Origin of the sequence: Skermania sp. ID1734 (assembly GCF_007489285.1) — a bacterium.
Lineage (GTDB): Bacteria > Actinomycetota > Actinomycetes > Mycobacteriales > Mycobacteriaceae > ID1734.
This window is the reverse complement of record NZ_VLIY01000026.1, coordinates 14361-32909: the sequence shown is the minus strand read 5'-3', so window position 1 is coordinate 32909 and position 18549 is coordinate 14361. Positions and strand designations below refer to the sequence as shown.

At 65.2% G+C, this 18549-nt stretch carries 18 protein-coding genes; 9 read left to right on the top strand and 9 right to left on the bottom strand.

The window, feature by feature from the left end:
• Positions 1–95 precede the first annotated feature (95 nt).
• From FOS14_RS23130 to FOS14_RS23110, 5 genes are all read left to right on the top strand, one after another.
• The gene (locus FOS14_RS23130; RefSeq protein ID WP_143773218.1) at positions 96–2186 is read left to right on the top strand and encodes a glycoside hydrolase family 15 protein; all 2091 of its coding nucleotides are present in this window, start codon (positions 96–98) and stop codon (positions 2184–2186) included.
• Positions 2187–2294: 108 nt separating this feature from the next.
• On the top strand, positions 2295–2732 hold the full coding sequence (locus FOS14_RS23125; protein ID WP_143773217.1) for a hypothetical protein: 438 nt from the start codon (positions 2295–2297) through the stop codon (positions 2730–2732).
• The gene (locus FOS14_RS23120) at positions 2729–3199 is read left to right on the top strand and encodes a group III truncated hemoglobin (protein ID WP_255450544.1); all 471 of its coding nucleotides are present in this window, start codon (positions 2729–2731) and stop codon (positions 3197–3199) included. Before FOS14_RS23125 ends, FOS14_RS23120 begins: the two co-directional genes overlap by 4 nt.
• A gap of 46 nt (positions 3200–3245) precedes the next feature.
• The gene (gene htpG, locus FOS14_RS23115; protein WP_143773216.1) at positions 3246–5207 is read left to right on the top strand and encodes a molecular chaperone HtpG; all 1962 of its coding nucleotides are present in this window, start codon (positions 3246–3248) and stop codon (positions 5205–5207) included.
• A gap of 55 nt (positions 5208–5262) precedes the next feature.
• On the top strand, positions 5263–5997 hold the full coding sequence (locus tag FOS14_RS23110; RefSeq protein ID WP_143773215.1) for a YoaK family protein: 735 nt from the start codon (positions 5263–5265) through the stop codon (positions 5995–5997).
• On the opposite strand, the gene FOS14_RS23105 is transcribed toward FOS14_RS23110, so the two are convergent.
• The 6 genes from FOS14_RS23105 to FOS14_RS23080 form a co-directional block, all read right to left on the bottom strand.
• A complete protein-coding gene (locus FOS14_RS23105) occupies positions 5994–6611 on the bottom strand; it encodes a class I SAM-dependent methyltransferase (protein WP_143773214.1) in 618 nt (205 codons plus the stop codon). The two genes, FOS14_RS23110 and FOS14_RS23105, sit on opposite strands and share 4 nt — an antisense overlap.
• A 123-nt stretch (positions 6612–6734) precedes the next feature.
• Positions 6735–7502: an SDR family NAD(P)-dependent oxidoreductase gene (locus FOS14_RS23100; protein ID WP_143773213.1), complete on the bottom strand. Its 768-nt coding sequence runs from the start codon at positions 7500–7502 to the stop codon at positions 6735–6737.
• Positions 7503–7672: 170 nt separating this feature from the next.
• Positions 7673–8497: a tat pathway signal sequence gene (locus tag FOS14_RS23095; protein WP_143773212.1), complete on the bottom strand. Its 825-nt coding sequence runs from the start codon at positions 8495–8497 to the stop codon at positions 7673–7675.
• A gap of 50 nt (positions 8498–8547) precedes the next feature.
• Positions 8548–9141: a L,D-transpeptidase gene (locus FOS14_RS23090; RefSeq protein WP_143773211.1), complete on the bottom strand. Its 594-nt coding sequence runs from the start codon at positions 9139–9141 to the stop codon at positions 8548–8550.
• 74 nt (positions 9142–9215) lie between these two features.
• Positions 9216–11054, bottom strand: a complete 1839-nt coding sequence (locus FOS14_RS23085; RefSeq protein ID WP_143773210.1) for a hypothetical protein — start codon at positions 11052–11054, stop codon at positions 9216–9218.
• 14 nt (positions 11055–11068) lie between these two features.
• On the bottom strand, positions 11069–11287 hold the full coding sequence (locus FOS14_RS23080) for a hypothetical protein (protein WP_143773209.1): 219 nt from the start codon (positions 11285–11287) through the stop codon (positions 11069–11071).
• 96 nt (positions 11288–11383) lie between these two features.
• Here FOS14_RS23080 and FOS14_RS23075 point away from each other — a divergent pair, with 96 nt between their 5' ends.
• On the top strand, positions 11384–13126 hold the full coding sequence (locus tag FOS14_RS23075) for a patatin-like phospholipase family protein (RefSeq protein ID WP_143773208.1): 1743 nt from the start codon (positions 11384–11386) through the stop codon (positions 13124–13126).
• On the opposite strand, the gene FOS14_RS23070 is transcribed toward FOS14_RS23075, so the two are convergent.
• Entirely contained in the window at positions 13014–13790 is a 777-nt protein-coding gene (locus tag FOS14_RS23070) for a TMEM165/GDT1 family protein (RefSeq protein WP_143773207.1), read from the bottom strand. The genes FOS14_RS23075 and FOS14_RS23070 overlap by 113 nt on opposite strands.
• A 105-nt stretch (positions 13791–13895) precedes the next feature.
• Positions 13896–14420, bottom strand: a complete 525-nt coding sequence (locus FOS14_RS23065; RefSeq protein ID WP_143773206.1) for a peptidase — start codon at positions 14418–14420, stop codon at positions 13896–13898.
• A 190-nt stretch (positions 14421–14610) separates the two neighbouring features.
• On the opposite strand from FOS14_RS23065, the gene FOS14_RS23060 reads away from it, so the two are divergent.
• Positions 14611–15174: a dihydrofolate reductase family protein gene (locus FOS14_RS23060; RefSeq protein WP_143773205.1), complete on the top strand. Its 564-nt coding sequence runs from the start codon at positions 14611–14613 to the stop codon at positions 15172–15174.
• Between the two features lie 117 nt (positions 15175–15291).
• On the opposite strand, the gene FOS14_RS23055 is transcribed toward FOS14_RS23060, so the two are convergent.
• Entirely contained in the window at positions 15292–15963 is a 672-nt protein-coding gene (locus tag FOS14_RS23055) for a TetR/AcrR family transcriptional regulator (RefSeq protein ID WP_143773204.1), read from the bottom strand.
• A gap of 74 nt (positions 15964–16037) precedes the next feature.
• Between FOS14_RS23055 and FOS14_RS23050 the strand changes: the two genes are divergently transcribed.
• Positions 16038–17639, top strand: a complete 1602-nt coding sequence (locus FOS14_RS23050) for a succinic semialdehyde dehydrogenase (RefSeq protein ID WP_143773203.1) — start codon at positions 16038–16040, stop codon at positions 17637–17639.
• Between the two features lie 31 nt (positions 17640–17670).
• Positions 17671–18504, top strand: coding sequence for an SDR family oxidoreductase (locus tag FOS14_RS23045; RefSeq protein ID WP_143773202.1), 834 nt, complete (start codon positions 17671–17673; stop codon positions 18502–18504).
• Positions 18505–18549: the final 45 nt, after the last annotated feature.

Genomic DNA, 18549 nt, shown 5'->3' with positions numbered 1-18549 from the left:
GCGGCCGGGTCTTCGCGGTAGCCCTCGATCGGATCGCAACGGCCAGTAGTTCGATTTGCCACACATATCCGGGTCGAAATGACGATGATATTGCGATGGCGAGCACGGACGAGCATCAGGTGAAGTTGCGCGAAAAGATCGACGCTCCGGATACAAATGCTGGCGGGCAGCAGTCGGAAGCTGCGGAGAAGGTCGAAAATGGCAACGGTGCGGCGCCGTCCGCGCAGTCAGCGGTGGTCGCTGTGCAGGTTCCCCAGGGGCGCAGTCCATTCCCGCCGATCGATGACTACGCATTTCTTTCCGACTGCGAAACCACCTGCTTGATCGCAAATAACGGCGCGGTGGAATGGATGTGTATTCCGCGGCCGGATTCACCCAGCGTCTTCGGGGCGGTACTCGACCGCAGTGCCGGCCATTTCCGGGTGGGGCCATACGCGCAGGAAGTTCCGGCGGCCCGGCATTACCGTCCGGGCAGCCTCATCGTCGAAACGACGTGGCAGACGGAAACGGGGTGGCTGCTTGTCACCGACGCGATGCTGATGGGCCCGTGGCACAACACCGACCGCCGGTCCAAAACGCACCGGCGCGCGCCGACGGACTGGGACGCCGAGCACTGTCTGCTGCGCGTGATCAAGTGCGTGAGCGGCGTGGTCGAACTCGAGGTGAGCTGTGAGCCGGCGTTCGACTACCACCGCCGGTCGGCGACCTGGGAATACACCGGCGAGGTCTACGAGGAGGCGACTGCTACCTGTGAAGGCAGCGTCGAGCGGGTACGGGTCAACGAGGAGACACCGCTCGGCTCGGTGCACCCGACGCTGAAGCTCACCACCAACCTTCGACTGGGCATCGAAGGCCGCGAGGCCCAGGCCCGGACCCGGATGGTCGAGGGCGATGAGGCTTTCGTTGCGCTGTCTTGGACACCCAATCCACCGCCGCGAACGCAGGCGGAGGCGAAGGCGAAGCTGCACCAGACCTCCGAGTGCTGGCGGCAGTGGATAACCGTCGGCAAGTTCCCGGACCACCCGTGGCGGCAATACCTGCAGCAGAGCGCGCTTGCGCTCAAGGGACTGACCTACGCCCCGACCGGCGCCCTTACCGCCGCGTCGACCACGTCCTTGCCGGAAACGCCTGGCGGCATGCGGAACTGGGACTACCGCTACGCGTGGGTGCGAGACTCGACGTTCGCGTTGTGGGGCCTGTACACGTTGGGTCTTGACCGCGAGGCAAACAACTTCTTCCACTTCCTCTCCGACGTCACCGACGAGGGCGACGGCGAACCGCGGCCGCTGCAGATCATGTACGGAATCGGTGGCGAGCGGACGCTCACCGAGTACGAATTGGACAACCTCAGCGGGTACGACCAGGCCAGTCCGGTGCGCATCGGCAACGGTGCCTTCGACCAGCAGCAGCACGACGTGTGGGGCGCGATGCTGGACTCGGTCTACCTGCACGTACGGTCGCGGGAACACGTGCCCGAGACGCTGTGGCCGATTCTCAAGCGACAGGTAGAGGAGGCCATCAAGCACTGGAAGCTGCCAGACCGTGGCATCTGGGAAGTGCGCGGCGAGCCGAAACATTTCACCAACTCGAAAGTGATGTGCTGGGTGGCGCTCGACCGCGGCGCGAAACTTGCCGTCCTGCATGGGGAAATGGAGTATGCCCGCAAGTGGGCCGCGATCGCCGACGAGATCAAGGCCGACGTCTGCACAAACGGCGTCGACCAGCGCGGCGTGTTCACGCAGCACTACCAGACCGACGCACTCGACGCGTCGGCCCTGATGATGCCGCTGGTGCGATTCCTGCCGCCGGACGACCCGCGGATCCGAGCCACGGTGCTGGCTATCGCCGACGAACTCACCGTCGACGGACTGGTTTTGCGGTACAAGGTCGAGGAGACCGACGACGGCCTCGAGGGGGAAGAGGGCACATTCACGATCTGCTCGTTCTGGCTAGTCTCGGCGCTCGTGGAGATCGGGGAGCTCAAGCGGGCAAAGCAACTGTGCGAGCGGTTGCTCGCATTTGCCAGCCCGCTGAAGCTTTACGCCGAGGAGATCGACACTCAAACTGGCCGGCACCTGGGCAACTTCCCGCAGGCGTTTACGCACCTGGCGTTGATCAACGCCGTGGTCCACGTAATCCGCGCCGAAGATTGGGGAGAGACCGGGGAGTTCCGGCCGGCGAACTGACTCGAGCGCTTTGCAGCAGACCGCGCGGTAGGTATTATGTGTGCGAGCGGCCCGCTGTTTGGCGGGCCTTTTGATTTTAAAGGATAACTTTCCTTTAAAATCGGCATCATGCATAGCACCGGGCAGTATCTGCAGGTTTTCGTCCCGATGTTCTGGCTCGGCATGGTGATCGCCATCTCCTTCATCGAAGCGCCGATCAAGTTCCGGGCTCCTGGCGTGACTCTTGCCGTGGGTCTGGGTATCGGACGGCTGGTGTTTCGAGCGCTCAACACCGTCGAGGTGGTCCTGGCAATCCTGGTGCTGCTCGGCTGCGGCATGGGGACAGCCAGCACCGCCGGTTGGGTGCTCGCCATCATCGCCGCGGTGGTGCTGGCCATCCAGGTGGCGGTGATCCGGCCGCCGCTGACCAAGAGATCGAACCGGATTCTGGCTGGCGAGGACGCGCCGCGCTCGCAGCTGCACTACTACTACATCGCTCTCGAGGGCCTCAAGGTCGTCGTGCTGCTGGTGCTCGCGGTGGTGTTAACGAGTCCGGTGCTGACATGATCCGGCCGGACATCTCCGGTCGCGACGATATCGAGGGCCTGCTGCGCTTCTTCTACGGCCGAGTGCTGGTCGATGACGAATTGGCAGAACCGTTCCGCGAGGTCCGTGCGAAGGGTCTCGACGCGCACTTGCCGGTCATGTGCGATTTCTGGGAGACGGTGCTGTTTCGGGCCAAGAGTTACGGGGGCAGCGCGCTGCAGGTGCACCAGGGCGTGCACGACCGGCATCGCCTGAGCACCGCCCACTTCCTGCGCTGGTTGACGCTGTGGACGGCGGCGGTGGACGCGACGTTCGAGGGTCCGATCGCGGACCGGGCCAAGGTACAGGCGGCCCGCATTGCGTGGGCGATGCATCGGCGGATAGTCGGTGCCGACGCTGCCGAGCTCGACGGTCTGCTGCGTGCGCAGCACACCACGGCCAGCCGGTACCTCCCATACGGCGCGGAGGCGCCTCAGACGCCGTCGTAATATTCGGACTTGCAGCATGTAGTGGGGACATCCGAAGGGGACGAATGTGACTGCGCAAGTCGAGCAACTGGAGTTTCAAGCCGAGACCCGTCAGCTGCTGGAGTTGATGATCCACTCGGTGTACTCCGAGAAGGACATCTTCCTGCGTGAGCTCATTTCCAACGCCTCCGACGCGCTGGACAAGCTGCGGTTGGAGTCGTACCGGGACAAGGATCTCGACGTCGACACCTCGGACCTGCACATCGAGCTCGAGGTGGACCAGGACAATCGCACCCTCACCGTCCGGGACAACGGCATCGGTATGTCCCGCGACGAGGTGATCGATCTGATCGGCACCCTGGCCAAGTCGGGTACGGCGGAGGTGCGTAAGGCGTTGGCCCAGGCCAAGGATGCCGCGGCGCCGCAAGAGCTGATCGGTCAGTTCGGCATCGGCTTCTACTCGAGTTTCATGGTCGCCGACAAGGTGACTCTGGTGACCCGCAAGGCGGGGGAAAAGCACGCCACGCGATGGGAGTCGGCGGGAGAGGCGACCTACACCATCGAGACGATCGATGAGACTCCCCAGGGGACTTCGGTCACGCTGCACCTCAAGCCGGAGGACCCCGAGGACCACCTCTACGACTACACCGCCGAGTGGAAGCTGCGCCAGATCGTCAAGCGGTACTCGGACTTCATCGCCTGGCCGATCCGGATGCAGGTGGAGAAGACCAAGCCCGCGGAGGAAGAAGGCGGCGAGCCGGTCAAGACCATCGAGACCGAGACGCTGAACTCCGGCAAGGCGCTGTGGACACGTCCGAAGAGCGACGTCAGCGACGAGGAGTACAAGGAGTTCTACCACCACGTCAGCCACGCGTGGGACGACCCGCTGGAGATCATTCCGCTCAAGGCCGAGGGCACCTTCGAATATCAAGCGCTGCTGTTCATTCCGTCGACGCCGCCGTTCGACCTGTTCATGCGCGAACACAAGCGTGGCGTGCAGCTCTACGTCAAGCGGGTGTTCATCATGGACAACTGCGAAGAGCTGATGCCTGAGTATCTACGTTTCGTCAAGGGAGTGGTGGACGCGCAGGACTTGTCGCTGAACGTTTCCCGCGAGATCCTGCAGCAGGACCGGCACCTGAAGATGATTCAGAAGCGGCTGGTCAAGAAGGTGCTGTCGACCGTCAAGGACATGCAGGCCAATGACCCCGAGAAGTACAAGACGTTCTGGGGTGCGTTCGGCAAGGTGCTCAAGGAAGGCCTGATCGGCGACTACGACAACCGGGACGCGATTCTCGGGGTGTCGTCGTTCGAGTCGACGAACTCCAGTGCCGGGGCGAGCGAAGCGACGGGGAATCTTCCAGCTTGGACCACTTTGCGCGAATACATCGCGCGCATGAAGGAAGGCCAAGAGCAGATCTTCTACATGACCGGCGAGACCCGCCAGATGGTGGAGAACTCCCCGCACATGGAGGCATTCAGGTCGCGCGGGATCGAGGTGCTCATCCTCACCGATCCCGTCGACGAGATGTGGGTCGGCTCGGTGCCCGAGTTCGAAGGCAAGAAGTTCCAGTCCATCGCCAAGGGCACCGTGGACCTCGACACCGAAGAGGAGAAAAAGGCCGCCGAGGCCGAGCGCGAGGAGCAGGAGAAGGAGTACGCCGGTCTGCTCGAGTGGCTGAAGTCGACACTGGACGAACACGTCAAGGAGGTCCGGCTCTCGACCCGGCTGACCGACTCGCCAGCTTGCCTGGTGGGCGACACCTTCGACTTCACGCCGATGATGGAGAAGATGTACCGGGCGTCTGGTCAGCAGCTGCCGCCGATGAAGCGGATTCTGGAACTCAACCCGAAGCACCCACTGGTGAGTGGGCTGCGTGCGGCGCACGAGGCACGCCCCGACGATGCCGAGGTCGCCCAGACCGCCGAGCTGCTCTACGGCACAGCGTTGTTGGCGGAGGGCGGTGAGCTGAGCGATCCCGCGCACTTCGCCAAGCTGCTCGCCGGTCGGCTGGTGAAGGGACTTTAATCGCCTGTGCGTGAATTTCCACCACGGGCGGTGGAAATTCACGCACAGTAGGGGGATGGCTGATACGTCGACCACGCTGCGATTCGCGGCGTTGGTCACGGCCGCGAGCGGGTTCCTCGACTCCTACACGTACGTGTCCCGCGGTCACGTCTTCGCGAATGCACAAACGGCCAACGTGATCTTCTTCGGGATCGATGTGTCCCAGACCGAATGGCACGCCGCCCGCCAACATCTGTGGCCGATCCTGGCGTTCATCGTCGGTATCGCCTTCGCGAACGTCCTCAAGAGTGAACCGACACGAATCCACTACCCGATGCGGTGGGCCATGGTCGCACAGGTCGCGGCGTTGGTGATTGTCGGCTTCGTGCCGCTCGACGTGCCGAACGCGTTCGTGACCATCCCGGTCGCTTTCGTGGCGGCCTTGCAGATGGGGTTGTTCCGCACGGTGGCGTCACTGTCCTACATCACCATCGCGACCACCGGAAACCTGATGCGCTGGACCGAGGCTGGCTACGCATGGCTGTTCCACCGAGACTCCGAGGGCCAACGCGCGATGTTCGTCTATTCGGTGATCATTGCCAGCTTCATCTCCGGTGCCGTCGTCGGTGCCGCCGCCACCAGCGCATGGAGTGAGCAGGCCGCGTGGATTCCGGCGGCGTTGCTAGCGGCGACCCTGGTGCTGTTTTACGTGGACGACCGCTCGCCGCACGTATCGCCATTCAGCGTCACCAACCGGCGCAGGGCAGCGCGAGTCCGCAGGCTGCGCCGTCAGCAGTGGCGGCAGGATTAGCTCGCACGCCTGGCACCGAGCGTCACCGCGCCGAGCGGTCGCGGCGTGCCCTCCTGATAGAACGACTCCATGTGACCCTCGGTGAAGCCGGCGGCGGTGATGAGTGCCGGGATATCACGGGTGAGGTGGCAGCCGCCCGCGACTCGCTTCTGTATCGGTTCGAGGCGATGCTGCCAAGCCCGGACACCCGCATCCGGGGCGAGTCCGTGTTCCAGAAAATGGATTGGCGCATGCGGTTTCAGCACGCGCCGAACCTCGCGCAATGCGGCCGCGGCGTCCGGGATGGTGCAGAGCGTGAACGTCGAGAGCGCGGCATCGAACGTGTCGTCGTCGAAGGGCAATTGCTGGCCGTCCAGACCGGCCTGCTCGACGGGAACTGTGCTGTGCTCGAGTCGCTTTCGCGCCAGCTTCCAGCCGAGCCCCTCCGGTTCCACTGCGCTGACCGACGTGACCGTTGGCGGGTAATGCCCGACGTTCAGTCCGGAGCCGAAACCGATCTCCAGCACTCGGCCGGTAAGCCCGGCGCAGGCGCGTTCGCGAAGCGGTTCGAGGATTGAGATGCCGCATGTGAAGTCGACGAGACGCGGCAGGACGTGGGCGCGGTAGAAGCTCATGAGGCAACCGTCGGGTAGTGGGTGTCGGGTGTCAACAGCGCAACGCGTCGAACACTATTGGCCCCGACAGACGGGATCCCGTCTGATCGGCCGAGTCGTGTTGGACGCGTTGCGCTCGACCAGCTACCGCGGCGCCATCCGCAGCGCGCCATCCATGCGGATGGTCTCGCCGTTGAGGTAGTCGTGCTCGACGATCATCTGCACGAGCTGCGCGTATTCGTCGGGGCGGCCCAGCCGCGACGGGAACGGCACGCCCGCTTCGAGACCCTTGCGGTACTCCTCCGTGACACCGGCGAGCATCGGGGTGTCGATGATGCCGGGTGCGATGGTGTTGACCCTGATGCCGAACTGCGCCAGGTCGCGCGCGGCCGGAACCGTCATGCCGTGCACGCCGCCCTTGGACGCGGAGTAGGCGATCTGGCCGATCTGGCCCTCGAACGCAGCGACCGACGCGGTGTTGATGACGACGCCGCGCTGGCCCCGGTCATCGACGGGTTCCGTCTTGGCGATGGCGTCGGCGGCCAGGCGCATGACGTTGAACGTGCCCAGCAGGTTCACGGTGATGACTGTGCGGAACAGCTCGAGGTCGTGCGGGCCCTTCTTGGACAGGATGCGCCCGGCCCAGCCGACGCCGGCGCAGTTGACGACAATGCGCAAGGGCACGCCGGACTCGACCACCTTGGCGATCGCGTCCTGCACCTCGTTTTCCAGCGTCACATCCGTCGGCAGGAGGGTGACGCCGTCGGGAACGTTCGAGCCCGCGCGCTCGATCGACTGCTGCAGGTCCAGCCCGAATACCGTCGCGCCGGCGTCGGCGAGCCGCTTTGCCGTAGCCGCACCAAGGCCGGACGCGCCGCCGGTGACGATCGCTGCACTACCTGAGATCTCCACGTTGATACCTCATTTCTCGCGCGACCACCGTGGTCGCGCGGTCCAGAAGGCACCCTAACTTGATGGTCGGTTCCGGTCGCGCTCCGCTCCTCGCCCGGCTGCGATGCTCGCGCGACCTACACCTCCGGCTCGATGGTCGGTTCCGGTCGCGCTCCGCTCCTCGCAGACTCTTAACTCGGCAGCCCGGCCAACAGCAGCTGCGCAACGTGCGTGTCGGTCGCCTGCCCGTTGGCGATGTCGCCCTGACCATTGAGCGAGTCCATGATCGCGAGTGTGTAGCGCTCACCGGGACCAGCGAAGCCGACTGAATTGGCGATCGCACCGGTGTCCTCGTCGGACCAGCCATCCTTGTTGCCCGGGCTCATGGCCGGCCCCGCGCCCCAGACACCCCATTGTTGAATGGGATCCACCAGCCGCATCCGGCCCGCGATGTAGGCGCGATCGGCCGGGTCGACCTGCATGAGCACGTACTGCATCAGCCGGTCCAGATCGGCCGCGCTGCACTTTTGGAAGCCCCAGTACGGATAGAACTTCGTGTAGCCCGACTTCGGCTGCAGACCGGTCATACCGAAGCCACCGAACGCATTGTTGAACGCCATGTGGTCGGCACCGGAGTACTTGAACCACAGCCGGTCGGCGGCGTTGTCGTCGGAGACGTGCAACATCGCGTCGATGTCGGCGTAGTCCTGCGGGCTGAGCCGCGCCTTCTCGTGGGTCAGTAGATAGGTGACCATCGCCAGCTTGATCGTGGACGCGGTCCAGATCTCGGTGTTCGCGTTCGCGTTGCTGAATACCGCACCGGTCACCCGATCACGGACCACATAGCCCACCAGGCCCGGACGCGACTTCAGGTACGCGTCCACGCCAGCGATCCGCGAATGCAGGTCACCGGAACCCGCGTCGGCCGCGTGCGTGATGGCCGGAGCGGCGCAGACACCCGCGGCGAGAGCCGCGCCAGCCAGCAGATTTACGAGTAACCGCGGACGAGAAACCACGCTGGAAAGCCTGGCACAGGCCCGCTCGGGATGCACACCGGACAATTCGCTCAGGAGTAACCGATGGATATCCTCGGTTGCTGAGCCGGGTCGAGCCAGCGCAACAGCGTGACGACGTCGCCGCGCGGCACCTCGACACAGCCTTCCGACGGAACCCCGGCGTCGACGTGCAGGAAGAATGCCGAACCGGCGCCGGAGACCACCGGATCGGTGTTGTAGCCGATGACTACGGCGTAGTCGTAGCTGGCGCCGGACGTTCCGAGATCCTCGCCCGCTTGCTCGTTGAACGGGCACGTTCCCGGCACACAGTGCTGGTAGGTGTTGTACGCCGGGCTGTGGGTGTCGCTGACCCACCAGTCCGCGTCGGTCACTTGCCGGTAGGACAGACGCGTCCCCGGGTTCGGCAGCCGTCCGAATGCCGAGGGCAACCCGAAGGTGCCGCTCGGCGTTCGGTTCAGGCCCTCATGGGTCTCGCCGACTCCGGCCGTGCCGACGCGCACCCGCAGCGGTCCCAGCACGCTTTGCCAGCCGGAACCGGCGCGCTGCCAGGTCTGCAGCGTGGCGGTGCTGCTCGCCGCGTTAGGAACCAGCACGGTGACCACCTGGTTGGTGCCGGCGGGCGGGACGGGGACACCGGCTGGCAATCCGCCGGCATCCGCGGTTGCGGAGACAGGCGCGACCAACAACCAGGCGGTCGCAAGGGCCAGTACGAGCGCTTTCAGGACTTGTCGTCCTTCCGCAACATCCCGGCCAGCCGGCCCGCCAGACCGCTGACAACCTTGGCCGCCGCTTCCTTGGCTGGGGCGAGTTGCAGCGCGTTGGCGCCTTCGGCGAATCCAACCGCAAGCTGGACCGATTGGCCCGCACCCTGGCCCAGCGCGCTGACGAGCCCACCGAGCTGGTCACCGAGGCCGAGCTCCTGGGCCTGCTTGGCGGCCTGTTCGAGCAAGCCCTTCGGCACGTCGAAGGCGGCCCCGACGCCCATGGCGGTCGCGGTCGAGTCGACACTCGAGATGACTTTGAGCGCCGATTCCCAGTTACCCGACTTTTGCGCCGCAGCCATGACGGTGGGCACGACGTTGTCGAGTTGCAGAAGCGCGGCCTGCTCACCAAGTTGGCTGAGGAGTTGTTCGGGCGCGCCGTTGCTGAGGGCGAGCAGCTTGGTCCACACGGCCTCCTGCTCCGCCTCGGGCAAGCCGGTGCCGAGCAGGTCCTCGTCACCAGCGTCGGCAACGATCGTCTCGACCGCGGCCACCCGCTGCTGCTCTGGCATGTCGGCGGTGACGTCGAGCATCGAGCTGAGCTGACCGGCCCTGCTTGCCGACGCGAACGCCTCGCGCAGCTCGCTCTGGTCCAGATTCCCGGCCAATTCGGAGACGTGTTTGCGTGCGGCCTCGGGCAGGTGCCGAACCAGCGGCAGCAGATTCGACCACTGCCCCTCCCGGATGGCGGCCCGCACGAACCCGTCGAGGACGTCGTCGCGCTGCAGTTGGTCCTGGGACGCGAGCTGAGCGAGCACGGTGCCGTCGAGGCGGGGCAGCAGCGGCAGAATCCCGGATTCCAGGTTCAATGCGACGGCATCGGCCAGCATTTTGGCCTGCACGGTCGGCTCGCGGAGGTCGGCCAGTCCGGTCAACCGGTCGAGTACCTCATCGGGCAGGTAGGGCACCAGCCGTAGCACTCCGGTCCACGAGGTGCTCGCAAGGTCGGCCAGCAGTTGCGGCTGTGCCAGCGCGGTGGTCTGGGCAAACTGCGTGAGGCTCATCGGCGTCATGCCGTCGAGGAAAGATGTCAGAACGTCGAGTTGGCGGTTTTCGCTGGCCGCCTGCATGACCGCACTACGCACTCGGTCTTCTTGGGCCGCAACGACATTGCCGAACCGCTGCTGGGCGGCCGAACTGAGGTCTCCCATCAGGCCGAGCAGTTCCGGCCACGAGTTGTTCTCGGTCGCCGCCCGCGCCACCCCGGACAGCCGGGCATCGGGGAGCAATCCGAAAAGATGGTCGACGCGCGGCCGGTCGTCGATGACGCTGCCCAGGGCCACGATGGAGCCGTCATCGAGAAACGGCAGGCAGGCAGCCAGCGCGTCGTCGGTGACGGCGCTGATGAGGTTGCCCATCGTGATCAAATCCTGGCGGTCGACGATGATCTTGGCGACCTTGCGGGCCACCTCGAGTGGGGCCGCCTCGATGGCCGGCCGGGCGCGGCCCGGGTCGAGATAGGCGGCCAGATCGGCCATGAATTGCGGGCTGATCCGTGGCGCCGCCTTAACCACGCGATCGGTTTCGATGAGGCCCGCGACGGCGGCCATCAGGCGCGGGGGAGCGCTCTTCTCCGCCATGGGAAGCGCAACCGACAGCGGCACCAGTTTGCTGGCCTGTGCCATGCGCTGCAGTCTGTCCTCATAGCTGGCAAACAGTTGCTCGGACGCGAGCTCTCGCAGCTTGCGAAGTCCTTCCGCGCCGAGTGATTCGAGGTAGCGCAGTTGCTCGGGGTCGGTATCGAGTAGCCTGCCCAGCTTGAGCAATTGCGCTGCGGTGGCGGGGTTGTCGGCCATACGCGTCGCTCCTCCTACTGGCCCATGATTTTTCGAACCGGCTTGCGCAACATGATGGGCAGTTGGCTGATCATTTCCTCGATCGATTCGTCGAGCAGCTTCAGTTGCTTTTCCTTGTTGTCGGCGAGTGTGGCCGCGAGCCGCTGCATGATGTCGGGCGGCAGCGTCTTGATCTCGTCGGGAATCAGACCGCCCAGCTGTGCGGCGAGGCTGGCTGCGGGATCGTTGCTCATGGAAGGCTCTCACTTGCTTCGTATACCGGCGATGGTCGGCAATCACGCTACGCGGAAACGGGCTCGGGCACGGTCGCAATGGCTCAGACTCTCCACATGGCAACGCGCGGAGAAACGCCAGAGCTGCACATCCCGTTGACCAGCACGGCAGCTGAGGACCTGGCCGAAGCCGATCTTGTCGAGGTGCCCGACCTCGTCGAGCCGGTCGAGGAAGTCGGTCTGCCGGTTCGTGATCCGGTGCTGGCTTTGCAGCATATGGAGGCGGCGCTCGCCCGCGCTGACCTCAAGCATCCAGACGTGTTGACACGAACCGAGTTTCGCCGGTTGCGTTACCTGCTGAGCTTTGCCCGGTTGACCGTCTTCGAACCGGGCGCGGCCGGCCCGGGCGGCAACCGCGGCCGCGGCGACGTCTCTGTTCGTGCGGAACTGAGCGACTTCCGGGCCCGGGTAGTCGACGCGCTCTATGGCCCGCTGCGGGAAGAGCGACGGCTGGAAACTAGGTTGGTCCGCGCGAAAGAGGCGCTCGCGCAACTGAGCCCGGACCTGGAAGCAGAGCGCGATGCGCTGCTCGAGCGACACGCGAACGACTTCTCCGCCAACGAACTCGACGCCGAGGTGGGCTACAAGACGCTCGTCTGCGTCCTCGGCGGCGGTGGCGGCGCAGGGTACGTCTATCTCGGCGGCATGCACCGCCTGATCGAGCGCGGGATGACGCCGGGATACATGCTGACTGCCAGCTTCGGTGCGGTGGTGGGCAGTGTGGTGGCGCGGGTGACGCCGGTCCCCATCGACGAGTATTTCGATTGGGCTAAAACCGTCACCTACCGCGGTATTCTCGGGCCCGAACCGTTCCGGCGCCGACACGGTCTGAATGGCTTGTTCTCCTTGACCTTCGACACCTTCGCCGACGCCATGTTTCGCAATGCGGACGGCGAACCGGTGCGGATGAAGGACCTTGCCATTCCGTACGAAACGGTGATCGCGGGTGTGCGGCGACAGTCGTTCGACCGGTTGCCGTCGCGCTTTCGCCGCTCCGAACTCGCCGCGCTGGGCAGTCGGGCTTTGCCGCACCTCAAGATCGGCGCCGCGGCGGCTGGGGCGACTCGGATGTGGCAGGTGGCCGCATTCATCGACTCGCGGGTGGTCAAACCGATAGTGCTCGGCGGCGACGAACTCACCGAGAACCTCAATGTGGTTGATGCCGTGAGCTTTTCCTCGGCGATCCCGGGCGTGCTGCACCATGAGTCCAAGGATCCGGCGATGTGGCCGTTGTTGGACGAGCTCATGCGCGACAAGGACGTGGCCGCGCTGGTCGACGGCGGCGCGGCCAGCAATGTACCCGCCGAATTGGCCTGGAAGCGCATCCAGGACGGCCGCCTCGGCACCCGCAACGCCTGCTTCTATGCGTGGGATTGCTTTCATCCGCAATGGAATCCGCGTCATTTGTGGTTGCAGCCGATCACTCAGGCCGTGCAGTTGCAGATGGTGCGCAACGCGCCGTATGCGGACTATCTGGTGCGATTCAGCCCGTCGCTGTCGCCGGTGACGCTGGCTGCGTCGCCGGAGGCCATCGACCGGGCGATCGAGTGGGGCCGGGACGCGGTCGAGTCGTCGCTGCCCATGATCGAGCATCTGCTCGAGCCCGTGTGGTGGTCGGGCGACGGACCGCCGGAAGTTGGCGAGAAGCCGCTGGCGTCGCGGATCGTCAGTCAGCCGATGGCGTCGATTATCGAGGCCGCGCGAATGGCGGCGAACCCGTTGCCAGCATGGAAGCGGATGCGGGATCGGGCCCAAGCGGCGCGTGCGGCGCGGGCGCGAACGAAACTCGACGGCTCTTGATCGGGCGCAGCGGGCCGGGAATCGCCTGCAAGATCAGTCCGAGGCTGAGTGCCGCCGCGATGCCTGCGAGGACCAAGGCCCAGTCGGGCGTCGACGGAGCCGCAGCTTCAACGATCATGCCCACGCCGAACACGACGAACAACGCGGCCGCGCCGAGCTGAATTGCGCGTTCCGGCAGATGCCGGTGGGCGATCGCGCCGACGACGATGGCGAGCGCGTCGGCGGCAACCATGCCGATGGTCGAGCCGATCCAGACTCCGATCCAGTCGTTGTCGGAGGCGAGGGTGACAGTGGCGAGCATCGTTTTGTCGCCGAGTTCGGCGAGCAGAAACGCCGACATGACGGCGAAGAATGCGGGCGCGGCGGACGTGTGGGCGCGTTCGACCTCTGCCGCCGAAAGCCGGTCGCCGCGCAGCGTCCACAGGCCGAACCCGATGAAGGCGATGCCGCCGAGAATGGCGATGAGAGTCGTGGGTAACGCGGCGCCGAGGTAGTGCCCGATGCCGACGGAGATGAGGTGGACCAGCGTGGTTGCTGCGGTGATGCCGGCCAGCACGATCCACCAGCGGTGCCGCAGCGCAAAAGTCATGGCCATGAGCTGCGAGCGGTCGCCCAGTTCGGCGACAAAGATGACGCCGAGGCTGAGCAGCAGGGCAGCAAGCATGACGCCGAGGTTACCGGGGACTGTCCCGATCGGCAATTCGGGTGTATCCGAAATCGCAATGGAGACAATAAGTTTGGCGATCCGCCGGGTTTTGTTCGGGTACCCTTACGCGGCTAGGAGCATGGCCAAAACCGCGGTATCGGGGTGGCTGATCGGATCGATGCCCACCCGACTGACCATCGAGGTCACGGTGCCGTCGGGCTCAGTCTCCGCCCAGGCCGCCCGGTGTTCGAGCCCGAGGTAAGGAATGCCGGGCAGTAGCACGCAGCCAGAGGCCGCGCCGACGCATTCCGGCAGCGACGGACGGGTTTCCGACGGCGGATGCAGCATCAACAGCGCCGGTGGCTGGTGTTGGGCGAACCGGCCCGGCGTCACCGCCGATTCACCGAGCACCGGTCCTTCGGCCACCACGAGCCCGACCGTTCCGGGTGCGGGGTCCTCCGGCAATTCCTCGCGCGCGCCGAAGACGGTGGAGGTGGTCAGCAGCCCGGGCAGCGTTGCCACTCGAACGGCCAGGACCAGCAGTTGCGCCCATTCTTTGGTGGTATTCGGCCAGCGGCCCGAGATGACGAAGCCCTGCAGGGTGCCGTGGGCATGAAAAGGTGAGATCCCGATGTAGTTCGGATACATGTCAGACCTCCTTAACTGCTCGAGTACCGCCTTTCGCAGGGTGGAGCTTTATGAACGCACCTAAACCGCCTGGCACACAAGATGTGCCGAGTGCTAACGCGCGCCGTCGTGGTTCTGACGTGCGCGCCGGGGTTGACTCCGTGCCGAGCGGTTTCGTCGCGCCCTGGTCATCGGGGGCATCCTTGAAGTTATGTTGATCTACTCGATGGGCGTTTCGGTCGACGGCTTCATCGCTGACCGTGCCGGCGATTTCGACTGGTCAGCGCCGAGCGACGAGCTGTTCAGCTTCCACCTCGCACGGGTGCGGGAGCTTGGCTGCCATCTGTTGGGCCGCAAGCTCTACGAGACGATGTTGGTGTGGGAAACCGATCCTTCCCTGCGCGGCACCGCGCTTCATGCCGAGTTCGCAGATGTCTGGTGCGCGCTTCCCAAGGTCGTCTTCAGTCGCACGCTCGACTCGGTTCAGGGCAACGCCCGATTGGCGACAGGGTCGGTAGCCGAGGAAGTCGCCGCTGTCCTCGCCGCGACCGACAAGGATGTCGAGATTGGTGGGGCCGGGCTGGCCTCGACGGCGATCGAGCTCGGACTCGTCGATGAGCTGCGCATATTCCGCCATCCGGTCGTCGTGGGCGGGGGCACGGCGTTCCTGCCGCCGGTCACCGAGAGCGTCTCGTTGGAGTTGATCGAGACGAGGGCGTTCGGATCGCAGGTGGTTTACGAACGCTACGGACGGGGCGCCGGCAACGCGCACTGATTAGCTCGGTGGTTCGAGCGAAGGTGGCTGCTGGCGGGGTTGTCTCCCCGTGCCCGTGCGTGTTTTTTCACCGCGGGCGGTGAAAAAACACGCACGGGGTACAGGAGTTCTCTGCTCTCACTCCTCCGTGGAAACAAACAGGCCGGGCACCGCCAGGGCACGTTCGAGGTCATCGGGCAGGCCGAGTGTCGCCAACGCAATCCGCACCATCGTCAGCCGGGCGCGGGCGGTCGTTTCCGCGTCGGGCTGGCCGTCGCGCGCGATCCGGTAGACGACGAATTCGCAGGCATTGAGCAGGGCGTCGAGATCGAGCGGGTCTGGGGCTGGACGGCCGAGTTCGACCATCCGGTCGACGAAAATGCTGCGCAGCATGCTTATCGCGCGGGTGCGGTGTTCGTACACCGGCGAGGACGGGTCGTAGAGCTCGGCAAACAACGGGCGCAGAATCGGGCCTCGGGCGCGGGCCCAGTCCAAGTAGGCGTCGATCACGCGGATGGCGAGGTCCACGCCCTCGGTGGCCCCCAGGCTGGCGGTGCGGATGCTGTTCACGAGCGACTCGTCCGACTCCGAGAGCAGCACATGCAGCGGTTCGGAAGCGTTGGCGAAATAGCGGTAGAAGGTGGGCCGCGAGATCCCGGCCTGCTTGATGATCAGCGTCACTGAGGTTGCATGCGAGCCGTAATCCGCGAATACCTCGCCTGCGGCGATCACGATCTGGCCGCGGACGCGTTGCGCCTCTTCCGGGGTCTGCGGCGGGCGACCACGCTTCAATCCCCGATTACTTGACATGGATCACACCTCCTCGTTTAAATTAACACGGTTGTTCAGTGAACAAGGCTGTAAAAGATTTGGAAGGTTCCTCGATGACGACTGCGGCGCAGCAGATCACCAGTACCGGCGTCACCCTGCGGGCAGTGCCGGAACACGCCCTGCCGGTAGACCTCGTGGCTCGGCTGACGGCACGCGCGGCCGCGGGTGGTGCACCGGCGGTTCAGACTTTCGCGCCGGCCACCGGCGTGTTCATCGCGGATCTGCCGCAGTCCTCCGTTGCTGACATCGACGCCGCTTTTGCCACCGCGAGGACCGTCCAAGCCGAATGGGCGCAGCGTCCCGTTGCCGAGCGCGTCCGCATTATTCGTCGTTTCCACGACCTGGTGTTGCGTGAGCAGGACGCCATCCTCGACATCGTGCAGACCGAGACGGGCAAGGCCCGCGCACACGCCTTTGACGAGGTCAGCGACGTGGCGGTGAACGCGCGTTATTACGCCAAGACTGCAGCGAAACTGCTGGGGACGCGTCGGCGTGCGGGCGTGCTGCCGCTGCTGACTCAGGTGGAGGAGTTACGCCGGCCCAAAGGTGTGGTCGCGGTGATTTCGCCGTGGAACTACCCGCTGGCGCTGTCGGCCTCCGATGCGCTGCCCGCGCTGATCGCCGGCAACGCGGTGATTTCGCGCCCGGACAACCAGACCGCGCTGGCCGCGCTGTGGGCGGCCGAACTCGCCGAGCGCGCCGGATTGCCCAAGGGGTTGTGGCAGGTGGTGCTCGGCCGTGGCGCCGTCGTCGGCAACGAGCTGATCGCCCGCGCCGACTATGTCGACTACACCGGATCGACCGCGACCGGACGCGTCATCGCCGGGCAGGCCGCGCAGCGACTCATCGGCTACTCGCTGGAACTCGGCGGCAAGAATCCGATGCTCGTGCTCGCCGACGCTGACGTCGCCACAGCCGCGCGGACCGCGATCCGGGCCTGCTTCAGCTCGGCCGGGCAGCTGTGCGAGTCGATGGAACGCATCTACGTCCACACCGACGTCTACGACGAGTTCGTGCCGGCGTTCGTCGAAGCTGTTCGCGGCATGCGGCTCGGCGCGAACCTCGCCTACGACAGCGACATGGGCTCGCTGACTTTCCAGCGTCAGCTCGACACCGTTCGTGCGCATGTGGACGATGCGGTGGCCAAGGGTGCGTCGGTGCTCGCGGGCGGTCGGGCGCGGCCGGATCTCGGGCCGTACTTCTACGAGCCCACCGTGCTGACCGACGTCACGCCGGGCATGACCGTGTATCGCGAGGAAACCTTCGGTCCCGTGGCGTCGATCTACCGCGTCGACAGCGACGACGAGGCAATTGCGCAGGCCAACGACACCACCTACGGCTTGAATGCAAGTGTGTGGTCGCGAAACGTCGGTTACGCCCGCACGGTCGCGGCACGGTTGAACAGCGGCGCGGTGAACATCAACGAAGGCTTTATTGCCGCCTGGGGCAGCATCGACGCGCCGTCGGGAGGGCTCGGTGATTCGGGTACCGGACGTCGACACGGCGCCGAGGGTCTGTTGAAGTACATCGACACGCAAACGGTGGCGGCACAGCGCGTGCTGCCGATTGCCCCCCTTGCGGGAATGTCGGACGAAACATGGGCGCAGACTATGACCATCGCACTGAGTGCCATGCGCTGGCTTGGGATGAAGTAGCGCTGATTCTTCATACGAAAGGGACAGACAGATGCAGTTGACGGACGTTGCCGGCAAGCGAGTGCTCGTGACCGGTTCGGCGATGGGCCTGGGCAAGTTGTTCGCGACTCGCGCCGCGCGGGAGAAGGCCGCCGCAGTGGTCCTCTGGGACATCAACGAGGGCGCGCTGAAGGACACCGCTGCCGAGCTGGAGGCAGAAGGCGCGGTCGTGCACCACTATGTGGTTGACGTGTCATCGCAGAAGTCGATCGCCAAGGCCGCCGCTCAGGTGCGCCAGGAGGTCGGCTCGATCGACGTGCTGTTCAACAACGCCGGAATCGTGCGCGGCAACAAGTACTTCTGGGAGACCGAGAACGTCAACGACATCAGTGCCACGATGTCCATCAACTCCCTGGCGCCGATGTACATCACCCTCGAGTTCCTGCCGGCCATGATCGCGTCGGGTTCTGAATGCCGGATCGTCAACATCGCGTCCTCGGCCGGGCTCGTATCCAACCCGCGGATGAGTGTCTACGCCGCGTCGAAGTGGGCGGCGGTCGGCTGGTCCGACTCGGTGCGCCTCGAGCTCGAGCAGGCCGGTCATGACCACGTCAAGATCACCACGGTGTGCCCCACCTACATCAACACCGGCATGTTCGACGGCGCCAAGAAGATGTTCATGACGCCGATCCTCGAGCAGGAAGAGGTTGTCGACGCCGCCTGGAAGGAAATGAAGAAGGGCGGACCTTTCGTGGTCATCCCGTGGACGTCACGGCTCAACCAGGCGCTGACGGGTCTGCTGCCGGTGAAGCTGAAGGATTTCTTCCTCGACAAGGTGGGTGTCTACAACTCGATGTCCGAGTTCACCGGGCGTAAGCCGGAGTAAGCACCGCGCTGACTCTCCGCGCCGAGTACGAGCGAATGGTCGCTA